Origin of the sequence: Halomonas saccharevitans (genome assembly GCF_032333995.1) — a bacterium.
Taxonomy (GTDB): domain Bacteria; phylum Pseudomonadota; class Gammaproteobacteria; order Pseudomonadales; family Halomonadaceae; genus Halomonas; species Halomonas saccharevitans.
On the sequence record NZ_JAVXUR010000006.1, the window covers coordinates 1 to 17,292 of the forward strand.

At 68.6% G+C, this 17,292-nt stretch carries 18 protein-coding genes and 3 tRNA genes; 15 read left to right on the forward strand and 6 right to left on the reverse strand.

From position 1 onward, the window contains the following. Nucleotides 1-263 precede the first annotated feature (263 nt). Complete coding sequence (gene hisC, locus RSO68_RS13920) at nucleotides 264-1,319, reverse strand: histidinol-phosphate transaminase (protein ID WP_315587016.1); 1,056 nt, start codon at nucleotides 1,317-1,319, stop codon at nucleotides 264-266. A gap of 123 nt (nucleotides 1,320-1,442) precedes the next feature. On the opposite strand from hisC, the gene RSO68_RS13925 reads away from it, so the two are divergent. From RSO68_RS13925 to mnmH, 5 genes are all read left to right on the forward strand, one after another. Beyond that, on the forward strand, nucleotides 1,443-2,336 hold the full coding sequence (locus RSO68_RS13925) for an AEC family transporter (protein ID WP_089850652.1): 894 nt from the start codon (nucleotides 1,443-1,445) through the stop codon (nucleotides 2,334-2,336). A 106-nt stretch (nucleotides 2,337-2,442) separates the two neighbouring features. Next, nucleotides 2,443-2,889 (forward strand): copper resistance protein NlpE N-terminal domain-containing protein, encoded by a 447-nt coding sequence (locus RSO68_RS13930; RefSeq protein WP_089850654.1) that lies wholly within the window; start codon nucleotides 2,443-2,445, stop codon nucleotides 2,887-2,889. Nucleotides 2,890-3,053: 164 nt separating this feature from the next. Further along, a complete protein-coding gene (gene radA / locus RSO68_RS13935; protein WP_315587017.1) occupies nucleotides 3,054-4,430 on the forward strand; it encodes a DNA repair protein RadA in 1,377 nt (458 codons plus the stop codon). A gap of 51 nt (nucleotides 4,431-4,481) precedes the next feature. Beyond that, entirely contained in the window at nucleotides 4,482-5,519 is a 1,038-nt protein-coding gene (gene selD / locus RSO68_RS13940) for a selenide, water dikinase SelD (protein ID WP_315587018.1), read from the forward strand. Beyond that, nucleotides 5,516-6,637 (forward strand): tRNA 2-selenouridine(34) synthase MnmH, encoded by a 1,122-nt coding sequence (gene mnmH, locus RSO68_RS13945; RefSeq protein WP_089850659.1) that lies wholly within the window; start codon nucleotides 5,516-5,518, stop codon nucleotides 6,635-6,637. Before selD ends, mnmH begins: the two co-directional genes overlap by 4 nt. Nucleotides 6,638-6,640: 3 nt before the next feature. On the opposite strand, the gene RSO68_RS13950 is transcribed toward mnmH, so the two are convergent. Continuing rightward, entirely contained in the window at nucleotides 6,641-7,336 is a 696-nt protein-coding gene (locus RSO68_RS13950; RefSeq protein WP_315587019.1) for a type 1 glutamine amidotransferase, read from the reverse strand. 53 nt (nucleotides 7,337-7,389) lie between these two features. Between RSO68_RS13950 and RSO68_RS13955 the strand changes: the two genes are divergently transcribed. Continuing rightward, the gene (locus RSO68_RS13955) at nucleotides 7,390-7,683 is read left to right on the forward strand and encodes an MGMT family protein (RefSeq protein WP_089850663.1); all 294 of its coding nucleotides are present in this window, start codon (nucleotides 7,390-7,392) and stop codon (nucleotides 7,681-7,683) included. A 26-nt stretch (nucleotides 7,684-7,709) separates the two neighbouring features. Then, the gene (locus RSO68_RS13960; RefSeq protein WP_315587020.1) at nucleotides 7,710-8,294 is read left to right on the forward strand and encodes a YjaG family protein; all 585 of its coding nucleotides are present in this window, start codon (nucleotides 7,710-7,712) and stop codon (nucleotides 8,292-8,294) included. A gap of 209 nt (nucleotides 8,295-8,503) precedes the next feature. Here RSO68_RS13960 and hisF read toward each other — a convergent pair whose 3' ends face one another. The 4 genes from hisF to hisB form a co-directional block, all read right to left on the reverse strand. After that, the gene (gene hisF / locus RSO68_RS13965) at nucleotides 8,504-9,277 is read right to left on the reverse strand and encodes an imidazole glycerol phosphate synthase subunit HisF (protein ID WP_089850667.1); all 774 of its coding nucleotides are present in this window, start codon (nucleotides 9,275-9,277) and stop codon (nucleotides 8,504-8,506) included. A 3-nt stretch (nucleotides 9,278-9,280) separates the two neighbouring features. Next, nucleotides 9,281-10,027, reverse strand: a complete 747-nt coding sequence (gene hisA, locus RSO68_RS13970; RefSeq protein ID WP_315587021.1) for a 1-(5-phosphoribosyl)-5-[(5-phosphoribosylamino)methylideneamino]imidazole-4-carboxamide isomerase — start codon at nucleotides 10,025-10,027, stop codon at nucleotides 9,281-9,283. 115 nt (nucleotides 10,028-10,142) lie between these two features. Beyond that, nucleotides 10,143-10,784, reverse strand: a complete 642-nt coding sequence (hisH, locus tag RSO68_RS13975) for an imidazole glycerol phosphate synthase subunit HisH (RefSeq protein WP_315587022.1) — start codon at nucleotides 10,782-10,784, stop codon at nucleotides 10,143-10,145. A 31-nt stretch (nucleotides 10,785-10,815) separates the two neighbouring features. Beyond that, nucleotides 10,816-11,409 (reverse strand): imidazoleglycerol-phosphate dehydratase HisB, encoded by a 594-nt coding sequence (gene hisB, locus RSO68_RS13980; protein WP_315587023.1) that lies wholly within the window; start codon nucleotides 11,407-11,409, stop codon nucleotides 10,816-10,818. Between the two features lie 193 nt (nucleotides 11,410-11,602). Between hisB and RSO68_RS13985 the strand changes: the two genes are divergently transcribed. The 8 genes from RSO68_RS13985 (at nucleotide 11,603) to RSO68_RS14020 (ending at nucleotide 17,225) form a co-directional block, all read left to right on the forward strand. Next, entirely contained in the window at nucleotides 11,603-12,055 is a 453-nt protein-coding gene (locus RSO68_RS13985) for an acetyl-CoA sensor PanZ family protein (RefSeq protein WP_089850675.1), read from the forward strand. Next, nucleotides 12,052-14,397: an AsmA family protein gene (locus RSO68_RS13990; RefSeq protein ID WP_315587024.1), complete on the forward strand. Its 2,346-nt coding sequence runs from the start codon at nucleotides 12,052-12,054 to the stop codon at nucleotides 14,395-14,397. Before RSO68_RS13985 ends, RSO68_RS13990 begins: the two co-directional genes overlap by 4 nt. An 83-nt stretch (nucleotides 14,398-14,480) precedes the next feature. Further along, nucleotides 14,481-15,572 carry an A/G-specific adenine glycosylase gene (gene mutY, locus RSO68_RS13995; protein ID WP_315587025.1) on the forward strand — a complete coding sequence of 364 codons (1,092 nt, stop codon included), beginning with the start codon at nucleotides 14,481-14,483 and terminating at the stop codon, nucleotides 15,570-15,572. A 22-nt stretch (nucleotides 15,573-15,594) separates the two neighbouring features. Continuing rightward, on the forward strand, nucleotides 15,595-15,867 hold the full coding sequence (locus RSO68_RS14000; RefSeq protein ID WP_315587026.1) for an oxidative damage protection protein: 273 nt from the start codon (nucleotides 15,595-15,597) through the stop codon (nucleotides 15,865-15,867). 94 nt (nucleotides 15,868-15,961) lie between these two features. After that, nucleotides 15,962-16,037 (forward strand) — tRNA-Phe (locus tag RSO68_RS14005). Between the two features lie 6 nt (nucleotides 16,038-16,043). Continuing rightward, nucleotides 16,044-16,118: transfer RNA gene (locus RSO68_RS14010), tRNA-Gln, on the forward strand. A gap of 43 nt (nucleotides 16,119-16,161) precedes the next feature. After that, a tRNA-Thr gene (locus RSO68_RS14015) sits at nucleotides 16,162-16,237 on the forward strand. A 322-nt stretch (nucleotides 16,238-16,559) separates the two neighbouring features. Beyond that, nucleotides 16,560-17,225 carry a fumarylacetoacetate hydrolase family protein gene (locus RSO68_RS14020; RefSeq protein WP_315587027.1) on the forward strand — a complete coding sequence of 222 codons (666 nt, stop codon included), beginning with the start codon at nucleotides 16,560-16,562 and terminating at the stop codon, nucleotides 17,223-17,225. Nucleotides 17,226-17,292 lie beyond the last annotated feature (67 nt).

Sequence of the window (17,292 nt, forward strand, 5' to 3'; positions counted from 1 at the left end):
CGAGAGTAGGTCATCGTCAGGCACCTATTCCGAGAAAACCCCGAGCTCATAAGAGCTCGGGGTTTTTTCATGTGGGCGCACGGTGGTTGGCCGGACAACAGGGCAATCCCGCCCCTGCCAGTTACGCTGCGTCGTTCCATAAAGGCGCCGTCCCAGAGGCCCCTCCCTGGATGCGCGCCTTCCTAACCAAACGCCCCCGCCTCCTTCGAGGCGGGGGCGTTTTCGTTAAGGGAGAAGGTCCATCCAGGCAGGCGCGTGCTGCGCTAGCGGCACAGACTCTCCAGGGCCTCGATGAGGCTATCCATCTCGTCATCGGTGCCGATGGAGATGCGCAGGTGGTCGCGCAGCGCGTCGGTGTTGAAGTGGCGCACCAGCACGCCGCGCTCGCGCAGGCCCACGAAGAGCTGGGCGGCGTCGAGCTCGGAGTGACTGACCAGCAGGAAGTTGGTCTGCGAGGGCAGTACCTGAAAGTCCAGGGTCTCGAGACGCACCCGGGTCCGCTCGCGGGTGGTGATCACCGCCTCGCGGCAGGCATCGAAATGCTCGTGATCGCCAAGCGAGGCGATGCCCAGCGCACTGGCCAGGCTATCGACGGGATAGGAGTTGAAGGAGTCTTTGACCCGCTCCAGGCCCTCGATCAGCTCCCGTGAGCCCACGGCATAGCCCAGGCGCAGGCCGGCGAGGCTGCGCGACTTGGAGAAGGTGCCGGTGACCAGCAGGTTCGGAAAGCGCTCGATCAGCGGCGCCGCGCTCTCGCCGCCGAAATCCACGTAGGCCTCGTCGACCAGCACTACCGAGTCGGTGATCCGTTCGAGCAGCCCGGCCACGGCCTCTCGCCCGTGGCCATGGCCGGTGGGGGCGTTGGGGTTGGCGAAGATCACGCCGCCGGCATCTGCGGGGAAGGCATCGAGGTCGACGCGCCACTGGTCGTCCAGCGGGTGGGTGCGGCGCTCGACGCCGTAGAGCCGGCAGTAGACCGGATAGAAGCTGTAGGAGATGCTCGGCATCGACAGCGGCCGCGGCTGGCGGAAGAAGGCCTGGAAGGACAAGGCCAGCACCTCGTCAGAGCCGTTGCCGACGAAGACCTGGGCGGTATCCACCCCGAGCTCTTCGGCCAGGGCCTCGCGCAAGGCGAAGGAGGTCGGGTCCGGATAGCGCCGCAGGTGGTCGGCGGAGAAGTCGCGCAGGGCGGCCTCGACGGCGGGGGCCGGCGGATAGGGGTTCTCGTTGGTGTTCAGCTTGATCAGCCGCTCGCGGGGCTGCTCTCCCGGCACATAGGGAGTCAGCTCGCGAACCTCAGGGCTCCAGAACTTGCTCATGATTACTCGCTCGAGGGAAGGGGGGATGAACTCATGGTGACCCGAGCGTCCCGCCCGCGCAAGCCGTGCCCATGCTAGTCTCGAGGCGCTCATTCTCTCCTTTACTGTCGACGGATCCCTGCAATGACCGCCCAGATCATCGCCACCCTGCTGCCCGTTTTCCTGATTGCGGGATGCGGCGCCGTCTACGGTCGCTTGCGAACGCCGGATATCCGCGGGCTGAACACCCTCAACATGGAGCTCTTCGTGCCCATGCTGGTGTTCGCCGTGCTGGCCGACCGCCAGGCACCGCTGGCGGACTATGCCAGGCTGGCCCTGGCGGCGGCCGTGGTGGTGCTGGGCTCGGGGCTGGTGCTCTGGCCGGTGGCGAAGTGGCTGAAGCTCGAGGTGAAGACCTTCCTGCCGCCGATGATGTTCAACAACTCCGGCAACATGGGCATCCCGCTGCTGGTGCTGGCCTTCGGCGAGCAGGCCCTGCCGGCGGCGGTGGTGCTGTTCATCGTCGAGATGCTGCTGCACTTCTCGGTGGGGCTCTACATGCTCAGCCCGCACACGCCGCTGTGGCGGCTGCTGCGCATGCCCATCGTGCTGGCGAGCCTGGCGGGCCTCGCCGTCAACCTGGGCGGGGTGCCGCTGCCGGGCTGGGGGCTGGAGGCGATGCACATGCTGGGGGGCGTCTCCATCCCGCTGATGCTCTTCGCCCTGGGCGTGCGCATGCTGGACATCGATTTCGGCGACTGGCGGACGGGCCTGCTCGGCGCGCTGCTCTGTCCGCTCTCGGGGCTGGTGCTCGCCGCGCCGCTGATCATCTGGCTCGAACTGTCGGGGCTTCAGGCGGCGGCCCTTTGGGTATTCGCGGCCCTGCCGCCGGCCGTGTTGAACTACCTCGTGGCCGAACAGTATCGTCAGGAACCCCACAAGGTGGCCTCCCTGGTGTTGATCGGCAACCTGGGCAGCCTGGTGGTCATGCCACTGGTGCTGATACTGGTCTTTACTCGGGTCTACCCGCCGGGTTGAGCAACGCGGTCCCGGGCGAGGCTGTCCGCTGGGCACGCTAGAGGTTATGCTGTGATTCAGGTTGCCGTGCCTCACGGCGTCATGCCCATTGGTTAGGAGGACATAAATGCAAATCAGGACCTTGCTGGTCGGCTCTGCCCTGGCCGCGCTGTTGGCCGGCTGTGCCGCCGGCCCCACCGATCAGGCCGCCACCGAGATGGAAGCGACGACGGTGACCTACCAGGGCACCTTACCGTGCCGCAACTGCGAGGGCATCGACCTCAACGTGACCCTGAACGGCGAGGAGCAGGGGATGGCCGCGGAGCGGACCTTCGACCTGGACGCCTCCTATCGGGCACACCCGCAGAACCCGCCGGACGAGAACTATGCCGGCAACTGGGAGACGCTTCAGGGTACGGAGCAGGATCCCGCCGCCACCGTCTACGAGCTGGTGCCCGACGGCGAGGGGCAGACCTACTACTTCCTGCGCGTCGATCCCCAGACGCTGGAGCTGATCGATCCCAACCTGCGCCGTTTCCAGAACAGCGAGATGTTGCAGCTCAAGCGTCTCTGATCCTGTGAACGAGCAGTACCGGGGCGGCCTCAGGGCCGCCCCGTGTCGTTGCGGGCTCGCTAATCGCGCGGGGCTCCGCAGCCGACGGCCCCTGGCTGCTAGAATGGCGCGATTGATATCCGGGCCGTCATCGACAGCCCCGTCAGCGAGCGAGAGAGTGCCCCATGGCCAAAGTGAAGAGCGCCTTCGTCTGCACCGAGTGCGGTGCCGAATACCGCAAGTGGCAGGGGCAGTGCACCAGCTGTCAGGAGTGGAACACCCTGAGTGAGGTGCGCCTGGCGCCCGCGCGTCCCGGTGCCGGGGCGGGCGGCGGCCCCGGGCGCGGCGGCTACGCCGGCAGCCTCTCCCGCGAGGTGGTCGACCTGGGCAGCGTCGATCTGAGCGAGGTGCCGAGGCTCTCCTCGACCTTCGAGGAGTTCGACCGGGTGCTGGGCGGCGGGCTGGTGCCCGGTTCCGCGGTGCTGCTCGGCGGCCACCCCGGTGCGGGCAAGTCGACCCTGCTGCTGCAGACCGCCTGCAAGCTCGCTCAGGAGCGCTCCTCGATTTATGTCACCGGCGAGGAGTCGCTCTCCCAGGTGGCGATGCGCGCTCATCGTTTGCAGCTGCCCACCCAGGGGCTGAAGATGCTCGCCGAGACCAGCGTCGAGACCATCCTCGGGGTGGCCGAGCGCGAGCGCCCCGAGGTGTTGATCATCGACTCCATCCAGACCATGCACCTGGAGGACATCGCCTCGGCGCCGGGAGGCGTGGCTCAGGTGCGCGAATCCGCCGCCGCGCTGACCCGCTTCGCCAAGCAGTCCAATACCGTGCTGCTGCTGGTCGGCCATGTGACCAAGGACGGCAGCCTGGCCGGGCCCAAGGTGCTCGAGCACATGATCGACGCCTCGCTGCTGCTCGAGGGCGGCGCCGACTCGCGCTTTCGTACCCTGCGCGGGCAGAAGAATCGCTTCGGCGCGGTCAACGAACTGGGCGTGTTCGCCATGCTTGAGCACGGCATGAAGGAGGTGAAGAACCCCAGCGCCATCTTCCTCTCGCGCAGCGAGGAGCAGGCATCGGGCAGCCTGGTGATGGTGGTCTGGGAGGGCACCCGGCCGATTCTCGTCGAGGTGCAGGCGCTGCTCGACGAGTCGGCGCTGGGCAACCCGCGCCGCGTCGCCGTGGGGCTCGACCAGAATCGTCTGGCCATGCTGCTGGCGGTGCTGCACCGCCACGGCGGGCTCTTCACCGGCGATCAGGACGTCTTCCTCAACGTGGTCGGCGGGGTCAAGGTGCTGGAGACCAGCGCCGACCTGGCGGTGCTGGTCGCGGTGGTCTCCAGCCTGCAGAACCGGCCGCTACCGCGCGAGCTGGTGGTGTTCGGCGAGGTGGGGCTGTCCGGGGAGATCCGCCCGGTGCCCAACGGCCAGGAGCGCATCGTCGAGGCGTCAAAGCACGGCTTCACCCGCGCTATCGTGCCCCGGGCCAACGCCCCCAAGCGCAGCCCCGAGGGCATGGAGGTGGTCGCCGTGGACAAGCTCGCCGAGGCCCTCGACGCCCTCTAGGCCCGACAGACTTGAGGTAGAATGCGATTAACGAATGCCAAGGAGAACGAGATGAGCGCCATCCGCCTGACCCAGTACAGCCACGGCGCGGGCTGTGGCTGCAAGATCGCCCCCGACGTGCTCGACGGGATCCTCGCCAAGGCCGGGCCCGGCGCCAGCCATTCGCGGCTGATCGTCGGCAACCAGGGTCGTGAGGACGCCGCCGTCTACGACCTGGGCGACGGACGCGGCATGATCGCCACCACCGACTTCTTCATGCCTATCGTCGATGACCCCTTCGACTTCGGCCGCATCGCCGCCACCAATGCCATCAGCGACGTCTACGCCATGGGCGGCACGCCGGTGATGGCGCTGGGCATCCTCGGCTGGCCGCTGGACAAGCTCGGCGCGGACGTCGCCGGCGATGTCGTGGGCGGGGCCCAGGCGGTGTGTCGCGAGCTGGGACTGGCGCTCGCCGGCGGGCACTCCATCGAGTCTCCCGAGCCGATCTTCGGCCTGTCGGTCAATGGCCTGGTCGACCTCGAGCATCTCAAGCTCAACAAGGGTGCGAAGCCCGGTGACCTGCTGTTCTTGACCAAGCCGCTGGGGGTGGGGCTGCTCACCACCGCCGAGAAGCAGGGGCTGCTGAAGGCCGGCCACCAGGAGCTGGCACGCTCGACCATGCTCAAGTCCAACGCTATCGGCATGGCGCTGGCGAAGGTCAAGGGCGTGCACGCCATGACCGACGTCACCGGTTTCGGCCTGGCCGGCCACCTCGCCGAAATCTGCACGGCCAGCGGCGTCGCCGCGCGGGTCGACTTCCGACGCCTGCCGCGGCTCGCCGAGGCCGAGGCCTACCGCCGCCAGGGCGCGGTGCCCGGGGGCACCCGGCGCAACCGCGAGGCGCTGGGTGCGAGCCTGCCCGGCATGGACGAGGCGCACTGGCAGTGGCTCTGCGACCCGCAGACCTCCGGCGGCCTGCTGCTCTCGGTGCACCCCTCCTGGGAGGACGACGTGCAGCGCATCGGGCGCGATCATGGCATCGAGCTCACGCCCTTCGGCGAAGTGGTCAAGGCCAGCGGGCCGGCGCTGATCGAGGTGCGCGGATGAGTCTGCCGCTGGTCGAACCGGACCTCGAACTCTTGCGTGAAGGGCGCGTGCTGATCGACGTGCGCGCGCCCGTGGAGTTCGCCCAGGGCGCGCTGCCCGGCGCCGTCAACCTGCCGCTGATGGACGACGAGGAGCGCCACCTCGTCGGCATCGAGTACAAGGAGCGCGGCCAGGACGCGGCCATCGCCCTGGGCGAGCGGCTGGTGCGCGGCGGCCTCAAGGCCTCAAGGGTCGCCGCCTGGCGGCGGCTCGTCGAGGCCCACCCCGACGCCATCATCTATTGCTTTCGCGGCGGGTTGCGCTCGCGCACCGCCCAGCAGTGGCTGGTTGACGCCGGCATCACGCGCCCGCGCATCCGCGGGGGCTGGAAGGCGATGCGCCAGGCGCTCTGCGCGCGCATCGACGGCGCCGCCGAGCAGCCGCAGCTGGTGGTGGGCGGGCTGACCGGCTGCGCCAAGACATCGCTGATCCTGGCGCTGGAGGAGGGCCTCGACCTCGAGGGCTGTGCCCGCCACAAGGGCTCTGCCTTCGGCCGCCATCCGCTGCCGGCGCCGAGCCAGATCGACTTCGAGCACGCCATGGGGCTGCGCCTGCTGGACCTGCCCGGGCCGCTGGTGCTGGAGGACGAGTCGCGGCGCATCGGCACCGCCAATATCCCGCTGACCTTCTGGGAGGGCATGGTCCAGGCGCCGCGCATTCGCATCGAGATGCCGCTGGACTGGCGCCTGGAGCAGATCCGTAAGGACTACATCGACGATCTCTGGGAGGTCCATCGCCGGCAGTTCGGCGACTGGCTGGGCTGGGCGCTGATGCGCAAGCAGCTCGCCGCGGCCCTCGGGCGCCTGAGAAAGCGCCTGGGCCAGGCGCGCCTGGCGCGCCTGCAGCGCCTCCAGGCGCTGGCCTTCCGCGAGCACGAGCGCGGCAACACCAGCGCCCACGAGGCCTGGCTGGCGCCGCTGCTCACCGAATACTACGATCCGCTCTACCGCCACCAGCTGGAGAAGCACCCCGAGCGCCACTTCCTCCACGTGGGCGACTGGGAGAGCTGCCTGGAGGTCGCCCGCGAGTGGTCGGCCCAAGCCAGGAAACAAGGCCGGCCCGTGCCGCAGCCGGCCTGAGCCTCAGCGCGCGGCGTGTCGCAGCCACTGTGACAGCAGCCGGTCGAGCAAGGGGGCGAGCCGGTCGAAGCGCCTCGGGTCGTCGAGCATCGTGGCGCGTTCCTGGGCGTGTGGGCTCGCCTCGCTGCCCTCGGGCGGCGGCAGATGATCGAGCAGGGCGGTGACGCTGGCCGCGGTCGCCTCCAGGTGGCAGAGCAGGGCCACCACTCGCCCGTCGTCCCAGGTGAAGCCCTGCAGTGGGCTTGCCGTGCTGCAGCCCAGCGCCAGGGCGTAGTCGGGCAGGGCGAACACCTCGCGGTGCCACATGAAGGCCTCGAAGTCCTCGGGCAGGTCGGCGGGGCTGAGCGGGGCGAGGCTCACCCGGTGCCAGCCGGTTTCGGCCACGGTGCCGCGAGCGACGATCGCTCCCAGCGCCTCGGCGATCCGCCTGGCACCGTAGCCGATCCCCAGCAGCGGCTTGTTGCCGTCCAGCGCCTGGGCGATGAGCTTGCGCTCGGCCCTGAGCCAGGGGCGCGCGCCGTCATCGGCGCTGCCCTCGGGGCCATCGAGCACGATCAGGGCATCGCCGTCGGCCAGCCGCGGCGGCAGCTCGCCCGCATCGAGGTGGAAGACGGTGAAGCTGTGCCCCATGCTGGCGAGCCAGTCGGCGATTCGGGCCGGTCCCTGGTGGGGGCTGTGCTGGAGAAGGTGAACATGCATGCGAGCCTCGCCATATTAGCAATGCGCAGGTGACGGACGGAGCGCCAGGGTACATGAAGCCCGAGCTGAGAGAGCAGATTCTGACCATTCTGGCCGAGATTCCCGCGGGCCGGGTGACGACCTACGGGCGCATCGCCGCGATGACCGAGGGTGCCACGCCGCGGCTGGTGGCCCGCGCCCTGCGCGACCTGCCCGCCGGCCACGGCCTGCCCTGGTTCCGGGTGATCACCGCGTCGCGCAAGCTAGCCGATCACGGCGGTGCCGACGAACAGCGCCGGCGCCTGGTGGCCGAGGGCGTGCTGTTCGATCCCCGCGGGCGGGTGTCGGTCGAGCGCCTCTGGCCCTGAGACAACCTAACCTCCAAGGAGACTCCATGAACGGCTTCTTCCAGCGCCTTCAGCAGCTCGACCCGCGTCGCCAGCAGGCCTTCATGGCGGCGCTGTGCGAACGGCTGTTGCCCAACTATGGCCTCTACGCCGAGAACAGCGGTGAGGGGAACCCCCACGGCCTGCGGGTGATCCTGGATCTCGTCTGGGAGCAGCTGGCGGTGAAGGAGGCGCGCATCGACTTCGACCGCCAGGCCGAGAAGCTCGCCGAGCTGGAGCCCCCCGCCGAGGACGACAGCTTCGGCGCCCGGCGGGCACTGGAGGCGGTGGTCGCGCTCTCGGCGATCCTCGACACCCTGCGCGGCGAGGCGAGCGAGGCGGTGCTCGAGGTCAGCCGCGCCTCGCGCAGCGGGGTGCGGGCCTATATCGAGCTCACCGAGGGCGAGGAGGACGCCGAGCGGCTCGCCGCCCTGGTGCGCGACCACCCGCTGATGGCGGACGAGAACGACTTTCAGGATGCGGTGCTCGAGGCCCTGGAGGCAGGGCCGCTGGATCGCGAGGCGCTCAAGGCGCTGCGCCGGCTCGGCCGCAACGACGGCGTCAGCAACCTGGGGCTCTCCGTCGAGGAGTAGCCGCCCGCACGCCGGCTGGAACGACAAAGGGCCCGCCAGTTGGCGGGCCCTTTGTCGTCTCGAGTCGGTAGCAAGCGAGAGACGATGAGCTTATCTGGCGTCAAGCCTTCGCGAGGGCGCTGTGAACCCGTCCTTGGGCGCTACTTTTGACGTCCCTGGTCAAAAGACCCTCGCGCCGCCTTGCCCCCGGCGCTCATCTCATTCGATCACTACAGCCGCATCTCGATCCCGCGCTCCGCCATGTACCGCTTGGCCTCGGGGATGGTGTACTCGCCGAAGTGGAAGATGCTGGCCGCCAGCACCGCGTCGGCGCCGCCGTCGATGACGCCATCGACCAGATGGTCGAGGTTGCCCACGCCGCCGGAGGCGATCACCGGCACGCTCACGGCATCGGCGATGGCGCGGGTCACGCCGAGATCGAAGCCGACCTTGGTGCCGTCGCGATCCATGCTGGTCAGCAGCAGCTCGCCGGCCCCGTAGGCCACCATCTTCCTGGCCCACTCCACGGCATCGAGGCCGGTGGGGCGGCGCCCGCCGTGAGTGAAGATCTCCCAGCGCTCGGGCTCGCCCTCGGCCGAGACCTTCTTGGCATCGATGGCCACCACGATGCACTGGCTGCCGAAGCGCTCGGAGGCCTCGTGCACGAAATCGGGGTTGGTCACCGCGGCGGTGTTGATCGACACCTTGTCGGCGCCGGCGTTGAGCATGGTGCGGATGTCGTCGCAGCTGCGGATGCCGCCGCCCACCGTGAGCGGGATGAACACCTCGCCAGCGATGCGCTCGACCATCTCCACCGTGGTGTCGCGGTCCTCGTGGCTGGCGGTGATGTCGAGGAAGGTGATCTCGTCGGCGCCCTGCTGGTTGTAGCGCTGGGCGATCTCCACCGGGTCACCGGCGTCACGGATGCCGATGAAGTTGACGCCCTTGACCACGCGGCCGGCGTCGACGTCCAGGCACGGGATGATGCGCTTGGCGAGTCCCATGGATCAGCTCCCCTTGTGGCTGAGTGCGTCGCACAGCCGCTGGGCCTCGGCGACATCGAGGCTGCCCTCGTAGATGGCTCGGCCGGTGATGGCACCGAGGATGCCGTCGTCGGCGACCTTGGCAAGGGCCCGCAGGTCCTCGAGGTCGGTGACCCCGCCCGAGGCGATCACCGGCAGGCCACCCTCACGGGCGAGCTCGGCGGTGGCCTCGACGTTGACGCCCTGCATCATGCCGTCGCGGGCGATGTCGGTGTAGACGATGGAGGAGACGCCGTCGTCGGCGAAGCGCTTGGCGAGCTCGGTGGCCTTGACCGTGGAGACCTCGGCCCAGCCGTCGGTGGCAACGAAACCGTCCCGGGCGTCCAGGCCGACGATCACGTGGCCGGGGAAGGCGCGGCACATCTCGCCGACGAAGGCCGGTTCCTTGACCGCCTTGGTGCCGATGATCACGTAGGAGACCCCGGCCGCGAGGTAGTGTTCGATGGTCGCGGCCGAGCGGATGCCGCCACCGATCTGGATCGGCAGATTCGGATAGGCCCGGGCGATGGCGGTGACCGCCTCGCCATTGACCGGCGCGCCCTCGAAGGCGCCGTTGAGGTCGACCAGGTGCAGGCGGCGGGCACCGGCCTCGACCCAGCGGGCGGCCATGGCGACCGGATCATCGCCGTAGGTGGTGGCATCGTCCATGCGGCCCTGCTTGAGGCGTACGCACTGGCCGTCCTTGAGGTCGATGGCGGGAATTACCAGCATGTCGGATCTCCATTCGGCGCGCTCTTGGGCGCCCTTGTTGTCATAAATGCGGCGGTCATGAGTGCGGCTGGCAGGGGCGCGTCTTTGGCACCCCGGGGCATGGCGGCGGTGCCGCTCAGGGCATCCACTGAACGAAATTTTCCAGCAGCTTGAGGCCGGCCCGGGAGCTCTTCTCCGGATGGAACTGCACCGCGAAGGTGGCGTCGCGGCCGATGGCCACGTGGGCATTCACCCGTCCGTAGTCGGTGGTGCCGAACACCGTGGCATCGTCGGCGGCCTCGACGTAGTAGCTGTGCACGAAGTAGAAGTGCTCGTCCTGGTCGATGCCCGCCCACAGCGGGTGGTCGTGGTGCTGATTGACCAGGTTCCAGCCCATGTGCGGGACCTTCAGGCGCTCGTTGCGCTCATCGCGCATGTCGGCCGGGAACTTTCGCACCTCGCCGGGCAGGAAGCCCAGGCAGCCGATGCCGCCGTTCTCCTCGCTGTGGTCGAGCAGCATCTGCTGGCCGACGCAGATGCCCAGCAGCGGCTTGTCCTGGGAGGCGAGCAGCTCCTCGACCAGGCCGCGCAGCTCGGTCTTCTCGAGCTCGCCCATGCAGTCGCGGATGGCGCCCTGGCCGGGCAGTACCAGGCGGGTGGCGCCGCGAATGCGGCGGGCATCCCGCGTCACGACCACGTTTTCGTGAGTGACGTGCTCCAGTGCCTTGGCGACGGAATGCAGGTTACCCATTCCGTAGTCGATGACGGCAATGGTCATGGGGCGCTCCTCGTGTGATCGTGCGGCGGCCTCAGAGGCTGCCCTTGGTGGACGGCATCTGACCCGCCATGCGCGGGTCCTGCGCCACGGCCATGCGCAGTGCGCGGCCGAAGGCCTTGAAGATGGTTTCCGCCTGATGGTGGGCGTTGAAGCCCTTCAGGTTGTCGATGTGCAGGGTCACCCGGGCGTGATTGACGAAGCCCTGGAAGAACTCCCAGAACAGCTGGGTATCCAGGCGACCGATGCTGGCGCGGGTGAACTCCACGTCCATGCTGAGCCCAGGGCGGCCAGAGAAGTCTACCACCACGCGGGACAGCGCCTCGTCCAGGGGCACGTAGGCATGGCCGTAGCGGTAGATGCCGCGCTTGTCGCCGATCGCCTGGTGGAAGGCCTGGCCCAGGGTGATGCCCAGGTCCTCGACGGTGTGGTGATCGTCGATGTGCAGGTCGCCCATCGCCTCGATGTCGAGGTCGATCAGGCCGTGGCGCGCTACCTGATCGAGCATGTGATCGAGGAAGGGCACGCCGGTCTCGCAGGTCAGACGCCCCTCGCCGTCGAGATTGATGGTCACCGTGATCTGGGTTTCCCGGGTGTTCCGGGTGACCGTGGCGATACGCTCGGACATGTCGGATCTCCAGCGCCTGGGCGCGTGTCGAGGGGGCCGGGAGTGCCTGCCGGCCAGCAATACGAAGGGGCGTCGGGTGCTGTGCCTGACGCCGAGAGCCTGCCATTATAGTGAATCGCTCACCCCATCCGCTACAATGCGGCCCATGACAGTGGCGGCACGCCTGCCGCCCCGGCCTCCAGGAGATCCTCGCATGCCGGTGACCCTTCAACAGGTCGATCAGGACGCCTGGGACGCGGATGCCCAGATACGCCTCGACCTCGTACGCATCTTCACTGACGCGCCCCCCGAACGCCTGCCCCTGCCCGTGGACGATTTCATCCGTGAGCACCTGGCGGGCGGCCACCGGTTCAGCTGTGCCCGCTTCAACGATCGCCTGCTGGGCGCCGTGGCGGTAAAGCTCGATCAAGATGCCTGGTGCCTTTCGAACCTCTGCGTGCGCAAGACCACGCGCCGCCGAGGGGTCGGCTCGCGCCTGCTGGGGCTGGTCAGCGAGGCCGCCCATGCCGAGGGGTGTCGTCTCTATGCCGCCTCCTCTCAGCTGCCCGTGGCCGACCAGCTGCTGCTCTCGCGGCTCGGCTATCGGCTGACCCAGGACGGCGACTACTTCGAGCTCAATCTCTTGCCACCGCGAGGTCATCAATGAAGCGCCTGTTGCGCACCCTGCTCGCCGCGATCGGCGTCCTCGGCCTGGTGATGGTCGGTGCCGTGGTCTATGTGACGACCTTCTTCGACCCCAATGATCTCAAGCCGCGCCTGATCGAGGTCGTGCGCGAGCACAGCGGCCTAGAACTGACGCTCGACGGCCCGCTCTCCTGGTCCTTCTATCCCCGACTGGGGGTCGGCGTGCAGCAGGCCGAGGCCCGCCTGCCCGATCAAGGCGACGACTCGGCGCCCTTCGCCGCGCTCTCCCACGCCGAGGTCAGCCTCGCCTTCGCGCCGCTGCTGCGCGGAGAGATCGCCATCGACGGCCTGACCCTCGATGACCTCTACCTCGACCTCGAGCGCGACGCCCAGGGCAGGGGCAATTGGGAGGTGCTGAGCGAGCGACTGGGTGAGCGCGGTGAACAGGCCGAGGCCGCCCTGGCGCCGGCCAGTGCAGGCCCCGCCCCCACCGCGGGCAACGGCCTCTCGGTGGCCCTCAATATCGCCAGCGTGCAGGTGAATCGTGGCGAGGTGCACTTCCGCGATGCCCTCGCGGATCGCGAGCTGCGCCTCGAGAAGCTCGAGGTCAGCGGCAGCAACGTCAATCCCGGCAGCGCCTTTCCGCTCACCTCCTCCTTCCGCCTGCGGCTGCATGAAGGTCTCGACTGGCAGGAGCAGGCGAGCGAGCCGCGACTGCTCAGCGATGTTTCCCTCGACACCCGGGTAAACCTGGGCCTGGCCGAGGGGCGCCACGTGCTGGAGGGGCTGAGCCTTGAGACGGTCAACCGGCTGGCCGGGCTCGATAATGAGCAGAAGCTCAACCTGCAGGGCGAGCGTCTAGTGATGAATCTCGGCGAGGGCAGCCTGCAGCTGGAGACGGGCACGCTCGACGCCAGCCTCAACCATCCGCGCCTGGGCGAGAAGGTCCTGCCCATGACGCTGGCCTTTTCGCTGGATGCCGATCTCGCCGAGCAGAGTGCCCGCCTGCGCGAGCTCGAGCTGACCGGGCCCGACGCCCTGAAGCTCAACGGCAACCTCAACCTCAGCGATCTCGGCGAGGCGCCGACCTATACCGGCCAGCTGCGCCTGACGCCGCTGTCGCTGCGCCCCTGGCTGACGCGCCTCGAAGCGATGCCCGCCATGGCCAATGGCCAGGCGCTCACCGATGTGGCGCTGACCAGCCCGGTCAGCGGCGACCTCACGCGCTTCGAGCTCGCCGGCCTGACCCTGGTTCTGGACGACGCCACCTTCACCGGCCGCTTGGCGGGCCGCTTCGACGGCGGCCAGCTCGCCGCCGACCTGCAGGGGGATCGCCTGGACCTTGACGGCTACCTGCCGCCGTCGGGCGCCGGTAAAGATACCGCTTCGTCCAGGCAGTTGCCGGGCATCCGCCGGGCCCACGCCGAGGCGACGGACGCGCTGGTCTCCGCGTCGTGGCTCTCCGAACTCACCCTCGACGCTCATCTCGAGCTGGGCCAGCTGCGCCTGGCGGGACTCGACTTCCAGGACGTCGACCTGACCCTCGAAGGGCGAGATGGACGCCATCGCCTGGTCAACTTCGAATCCAGCTTCTACGAGGGGGCCCTGGCCGCCGAGGGCGGCCTTGACCTGCGCGAGAGCCCGGTTCGCTGGCAGCTGTCGCCCAGCGCCGAGCGGGTGCGCCTCGAGTCGCTGCTCGAGGCTCGCTCGGAGGAGCCGGCTCCCCTGAGCGGGCGTTTCAGCGGTGAGGGCGAGCTGACCAGCCGCGGCAATTCCCTGCTGGAGCTCAGGCGCCACCTGAGCGGCCGCCTCGATGCGCGCATCGACGAGGGCGCCTTCAAGGAACTCAATGTCGCCGAGGAGCTGTGCACCACGGCCGCCACCCTGCAGGGCAAGCGGCTCGACCGCGACTGGGCCGAGGAGACGCGCTTCGAACAGATCCGCGCCGGCCTGACCCTGGACGAGGGCGAGGTGCAGAGCGACAACCTGCTGGTCACGCTGCCCGGCATGCGGGTGGACGGCCAAGGCCGTATCGATCTGGTCAGCGAACAGTTCGACCTGCGCGCTGCGGTGCGCCTGGTGAGTGCCGATAACGCCCCCTGTGAGGTCAATCCGCGCCTGGCGCGCGTACCGCTGCCCGTGCGCTGCAACGGCGCCTTGAGCGGCGTGAGCTCGGAGTGGTGCCGCTTCGATCGCGAGGCCTTCCAAGGCACCCTCGCCGGACTGCTGCGCGACGAGGCCACTCAGCGCGCCGGCGAAAAGGTCGAGGAGCGCCTGGAAGGCGCCGTCGAGAAGCTCGACGAGCGCCTCGGCGAGCAGGCCGGCCGGGAACTTCGCAACGCCCTGGAAGGTCTCTTCAACTGAGCAATATGCATGACCAGTCCCTGCGCCGACTTCCCCAGTCGGCGCTTTTTTTCGTGTCGAGAGTTGTGTGACGGGAGCCCCTCATGACGGACATGCCGCCTGCGATCCTGCCACCCGAACGCTTCCAGCAGCGCCTGCTTGAGTGGTTCGACGAGCACGGCCGCCACGACCTGCCCTGGCAGCAGGATCGTAATCCCTACCGGGTGTGGGTCTCTGAGATCATGCTGCAGCAGACTCAGGTCACCACGGTGATCCCCTACTTCGAGCGCTTCATGGCGCGCTTTCCCGACGTGGTCGCCCTGGCGGCGGCAGAGCAGGACGAGGTGCTGCACCTGTGGACCGGGCTTGGCTACTACGCCCGTGGCCGCAACCTGCACAAGGCCGCGCGCGTCGTCGTCGAGGAGCACGGCGGAGAGTTTCCCGTGGAGAGCCTCGAGGCGATGGCGGCGCTGCCCGGCATCGGCCGCTCCACGGCCGGTGCGATCATCGCCCAGAGCACCGGGCGGCGGGCGGTGATCCTCGACGGCAATGTCAAGCGGGTGCTGACGCGCCTGCACGCGGTGGAGGGCTGGCCGGGGCGGCCGGCGGTGGAGCGCCGCCTCTGGGCCCTGGCCGAGCATTACACGCCCGAGGCGCGCGTCGTCGACTTCACCCAGGCGATGATGGATCTGGGGGCGACGCTATGCCGGCGCGGGCAGCCTTACTGCGCGCGCTGCCCCTTCGAGGCGGAGTGCGTCGCCCACGCCCGCGGTGAGGAGAAGCGCTTCCCCGAATCGAAGCCGAAGAAGGCCGTGCCGACACGCACCACCATCATGCTGCTGCTGCAGGATCGCGACGGACGCGTGCTGCTCGAGCAACGCCCCTCCAGCGGCCTGTGGGGTGGGCTCTGGAGCCTGCCGCAGTTCGACGATCGCGAGGCGTTGGCGGCGTGGCTGGCCGTTCATGCCCCGGGCAGCGAGCTCGAGCCGGCCTGGACGCCCTTCACCCATGTCTTCAGCCACTTTCGTCTCGAGATCACGCCGCAGCCGGCGCGCATCGCCCGGCTGGATTCGGTGGGCGAGGCGCGCCGCTGGTACGATCCCCGTGACCCTGCCAGCGTTGGCCTGGCGGCGCCGGTCAAGGCGCTGCTGGCCTCGCTCGAGCCCTTTGCATTGACCACCACCGCCGGGCCATGAGCCCGCACGAGGAGAAATCCCGATGAGCCACACCGTGTTCTGCCGCAAGTACCAGAAGGAGATGGAGGCCCTGCCGTTCCCGCCGCTGCCGGGCAAGAAGGGCCAGGAGATCCAAGCTAACGTCTCGAAGCAGGCCTGGGAGGAGTGGCAGGCGCTGCAGACCCGCCTGATCAACGAGAAGCATCTCAACATGCTCGACGCCGCCTCGCGGGAGTACCTGATGGAGCAGATGGAGCGCTTCTTCGACAACCAGGAAACCGACCAGGCCGAGGGCTATGTGCCCCGCGAGCAGTAGGCGCGACGGGGCCCGCCATCGTCTTCCAACTTTCTGAATCGAAAAGAGTTGACGGCGGCGGGCCAGTGCGGTTTAATACGCACCGTTGGCGAGGGGCCAGATAGCTCAGTTGGTAGAGCAGGGGATTGAAAATCCCCGTGTCGGCGGTTCGATTCCGTCTCTGGCCACCACAATGCTGGGGTATAGCCAAGCGGTAAGGCACCGGTTTTTGGTATCGGCATGCGCAGGTTCGAATCCTGCTACCCCAGCCACGTCAACCCTGTTTCCGATTCTGTGACTCGAGTCGGTTCCCGCGCCGGCATAGCTCAGTTGGTAGAGCAACTGACTTGTAATCAGTAGGTCCCGGGTTCGACTCCTGGTGCCGGCACCATTGAAGCATCGGGATGAAATGAGTCGCAGCACATAAGAAGGCCGCCCTATTGAGGCGGCTTTTTTTTGTCTGGACGAACGGCTCTCCTCGGCATGACCCTCGCATTCCCTCGCCGCTGGCGTCACGCGGCAAGAAGCCTCCCTCGGGTATTCGCACTATTTGCCTGCCGTTGACCACATCCTTTCCCGGCGATCATCGCGTCAGGGCAATGGTGGCACATCATGAGCCGGTACCGGGGTGCTGGACCGCGAGGCCGGCTTCGGTAGACTGAAACGCCGGTCGCTCGACCGCGACGTTCCCCACGTGAAGGAGAAGACCCCACATGCGCTTCGTGCCCCGTTTCACCGACGGCCGGCCGTTCGCCGAACCGCTCGGCAAGATCGTCTGCGTCGGCCGCAACTACGCCGAGCACGCCCGGGAGCTGGACAATCCCGTGCCCAGCGAGCCGCTGCTGTTCATCAAGCCGGCGACCGCCGCCGTGGCGCTGGAGCAGCCGATCGCGGCGCCTTTCGCGCGGGGCGAGGTACACTACGAGACCGAGCTGGCGCTGCTGATCGGCGAGCCGCTTTCCAACGCCACGCCGGAGCAGGCCGAGCGGGGCGTGGCCGGCATCGGGCTGGCGCTGGACCTGACCCTGCGCGACGTGCAGGCGCGCCTGAAGGAGAAGGGGCATCCCTGGGAGGCCGCCAAGGCTTTCGACGGCGCCTGCCCGCTCTCGGCCTTCCTGCCGCTTACCGAGGTGCCGGACTGGGCGACGCTCTCCTTTACCCTCGAGGTCGACGGCGAGGTCCGCCAGCAGGGCCGCGGCGCGGACATGCTCTTCCCGGTGCCGGCGCTGCTGGCGGAGATGAGCCGCCACTTCACCCTGCAGCACGGCGACGTGGTGCTCACCGGCACACCGGCCGGCGTCGGCCCGCTGCCCCGCGGCGCCACGCTCGCCTTCACGCTCTCAGGGGGACTTGCGGTCACGACCCGCGTGACGGAGTAGGTGAGCCCGGCGCCACCACCAACGACAACGCCTCGCGGGCTCGACCGTGTGGCGTTGTCGTTTCCAG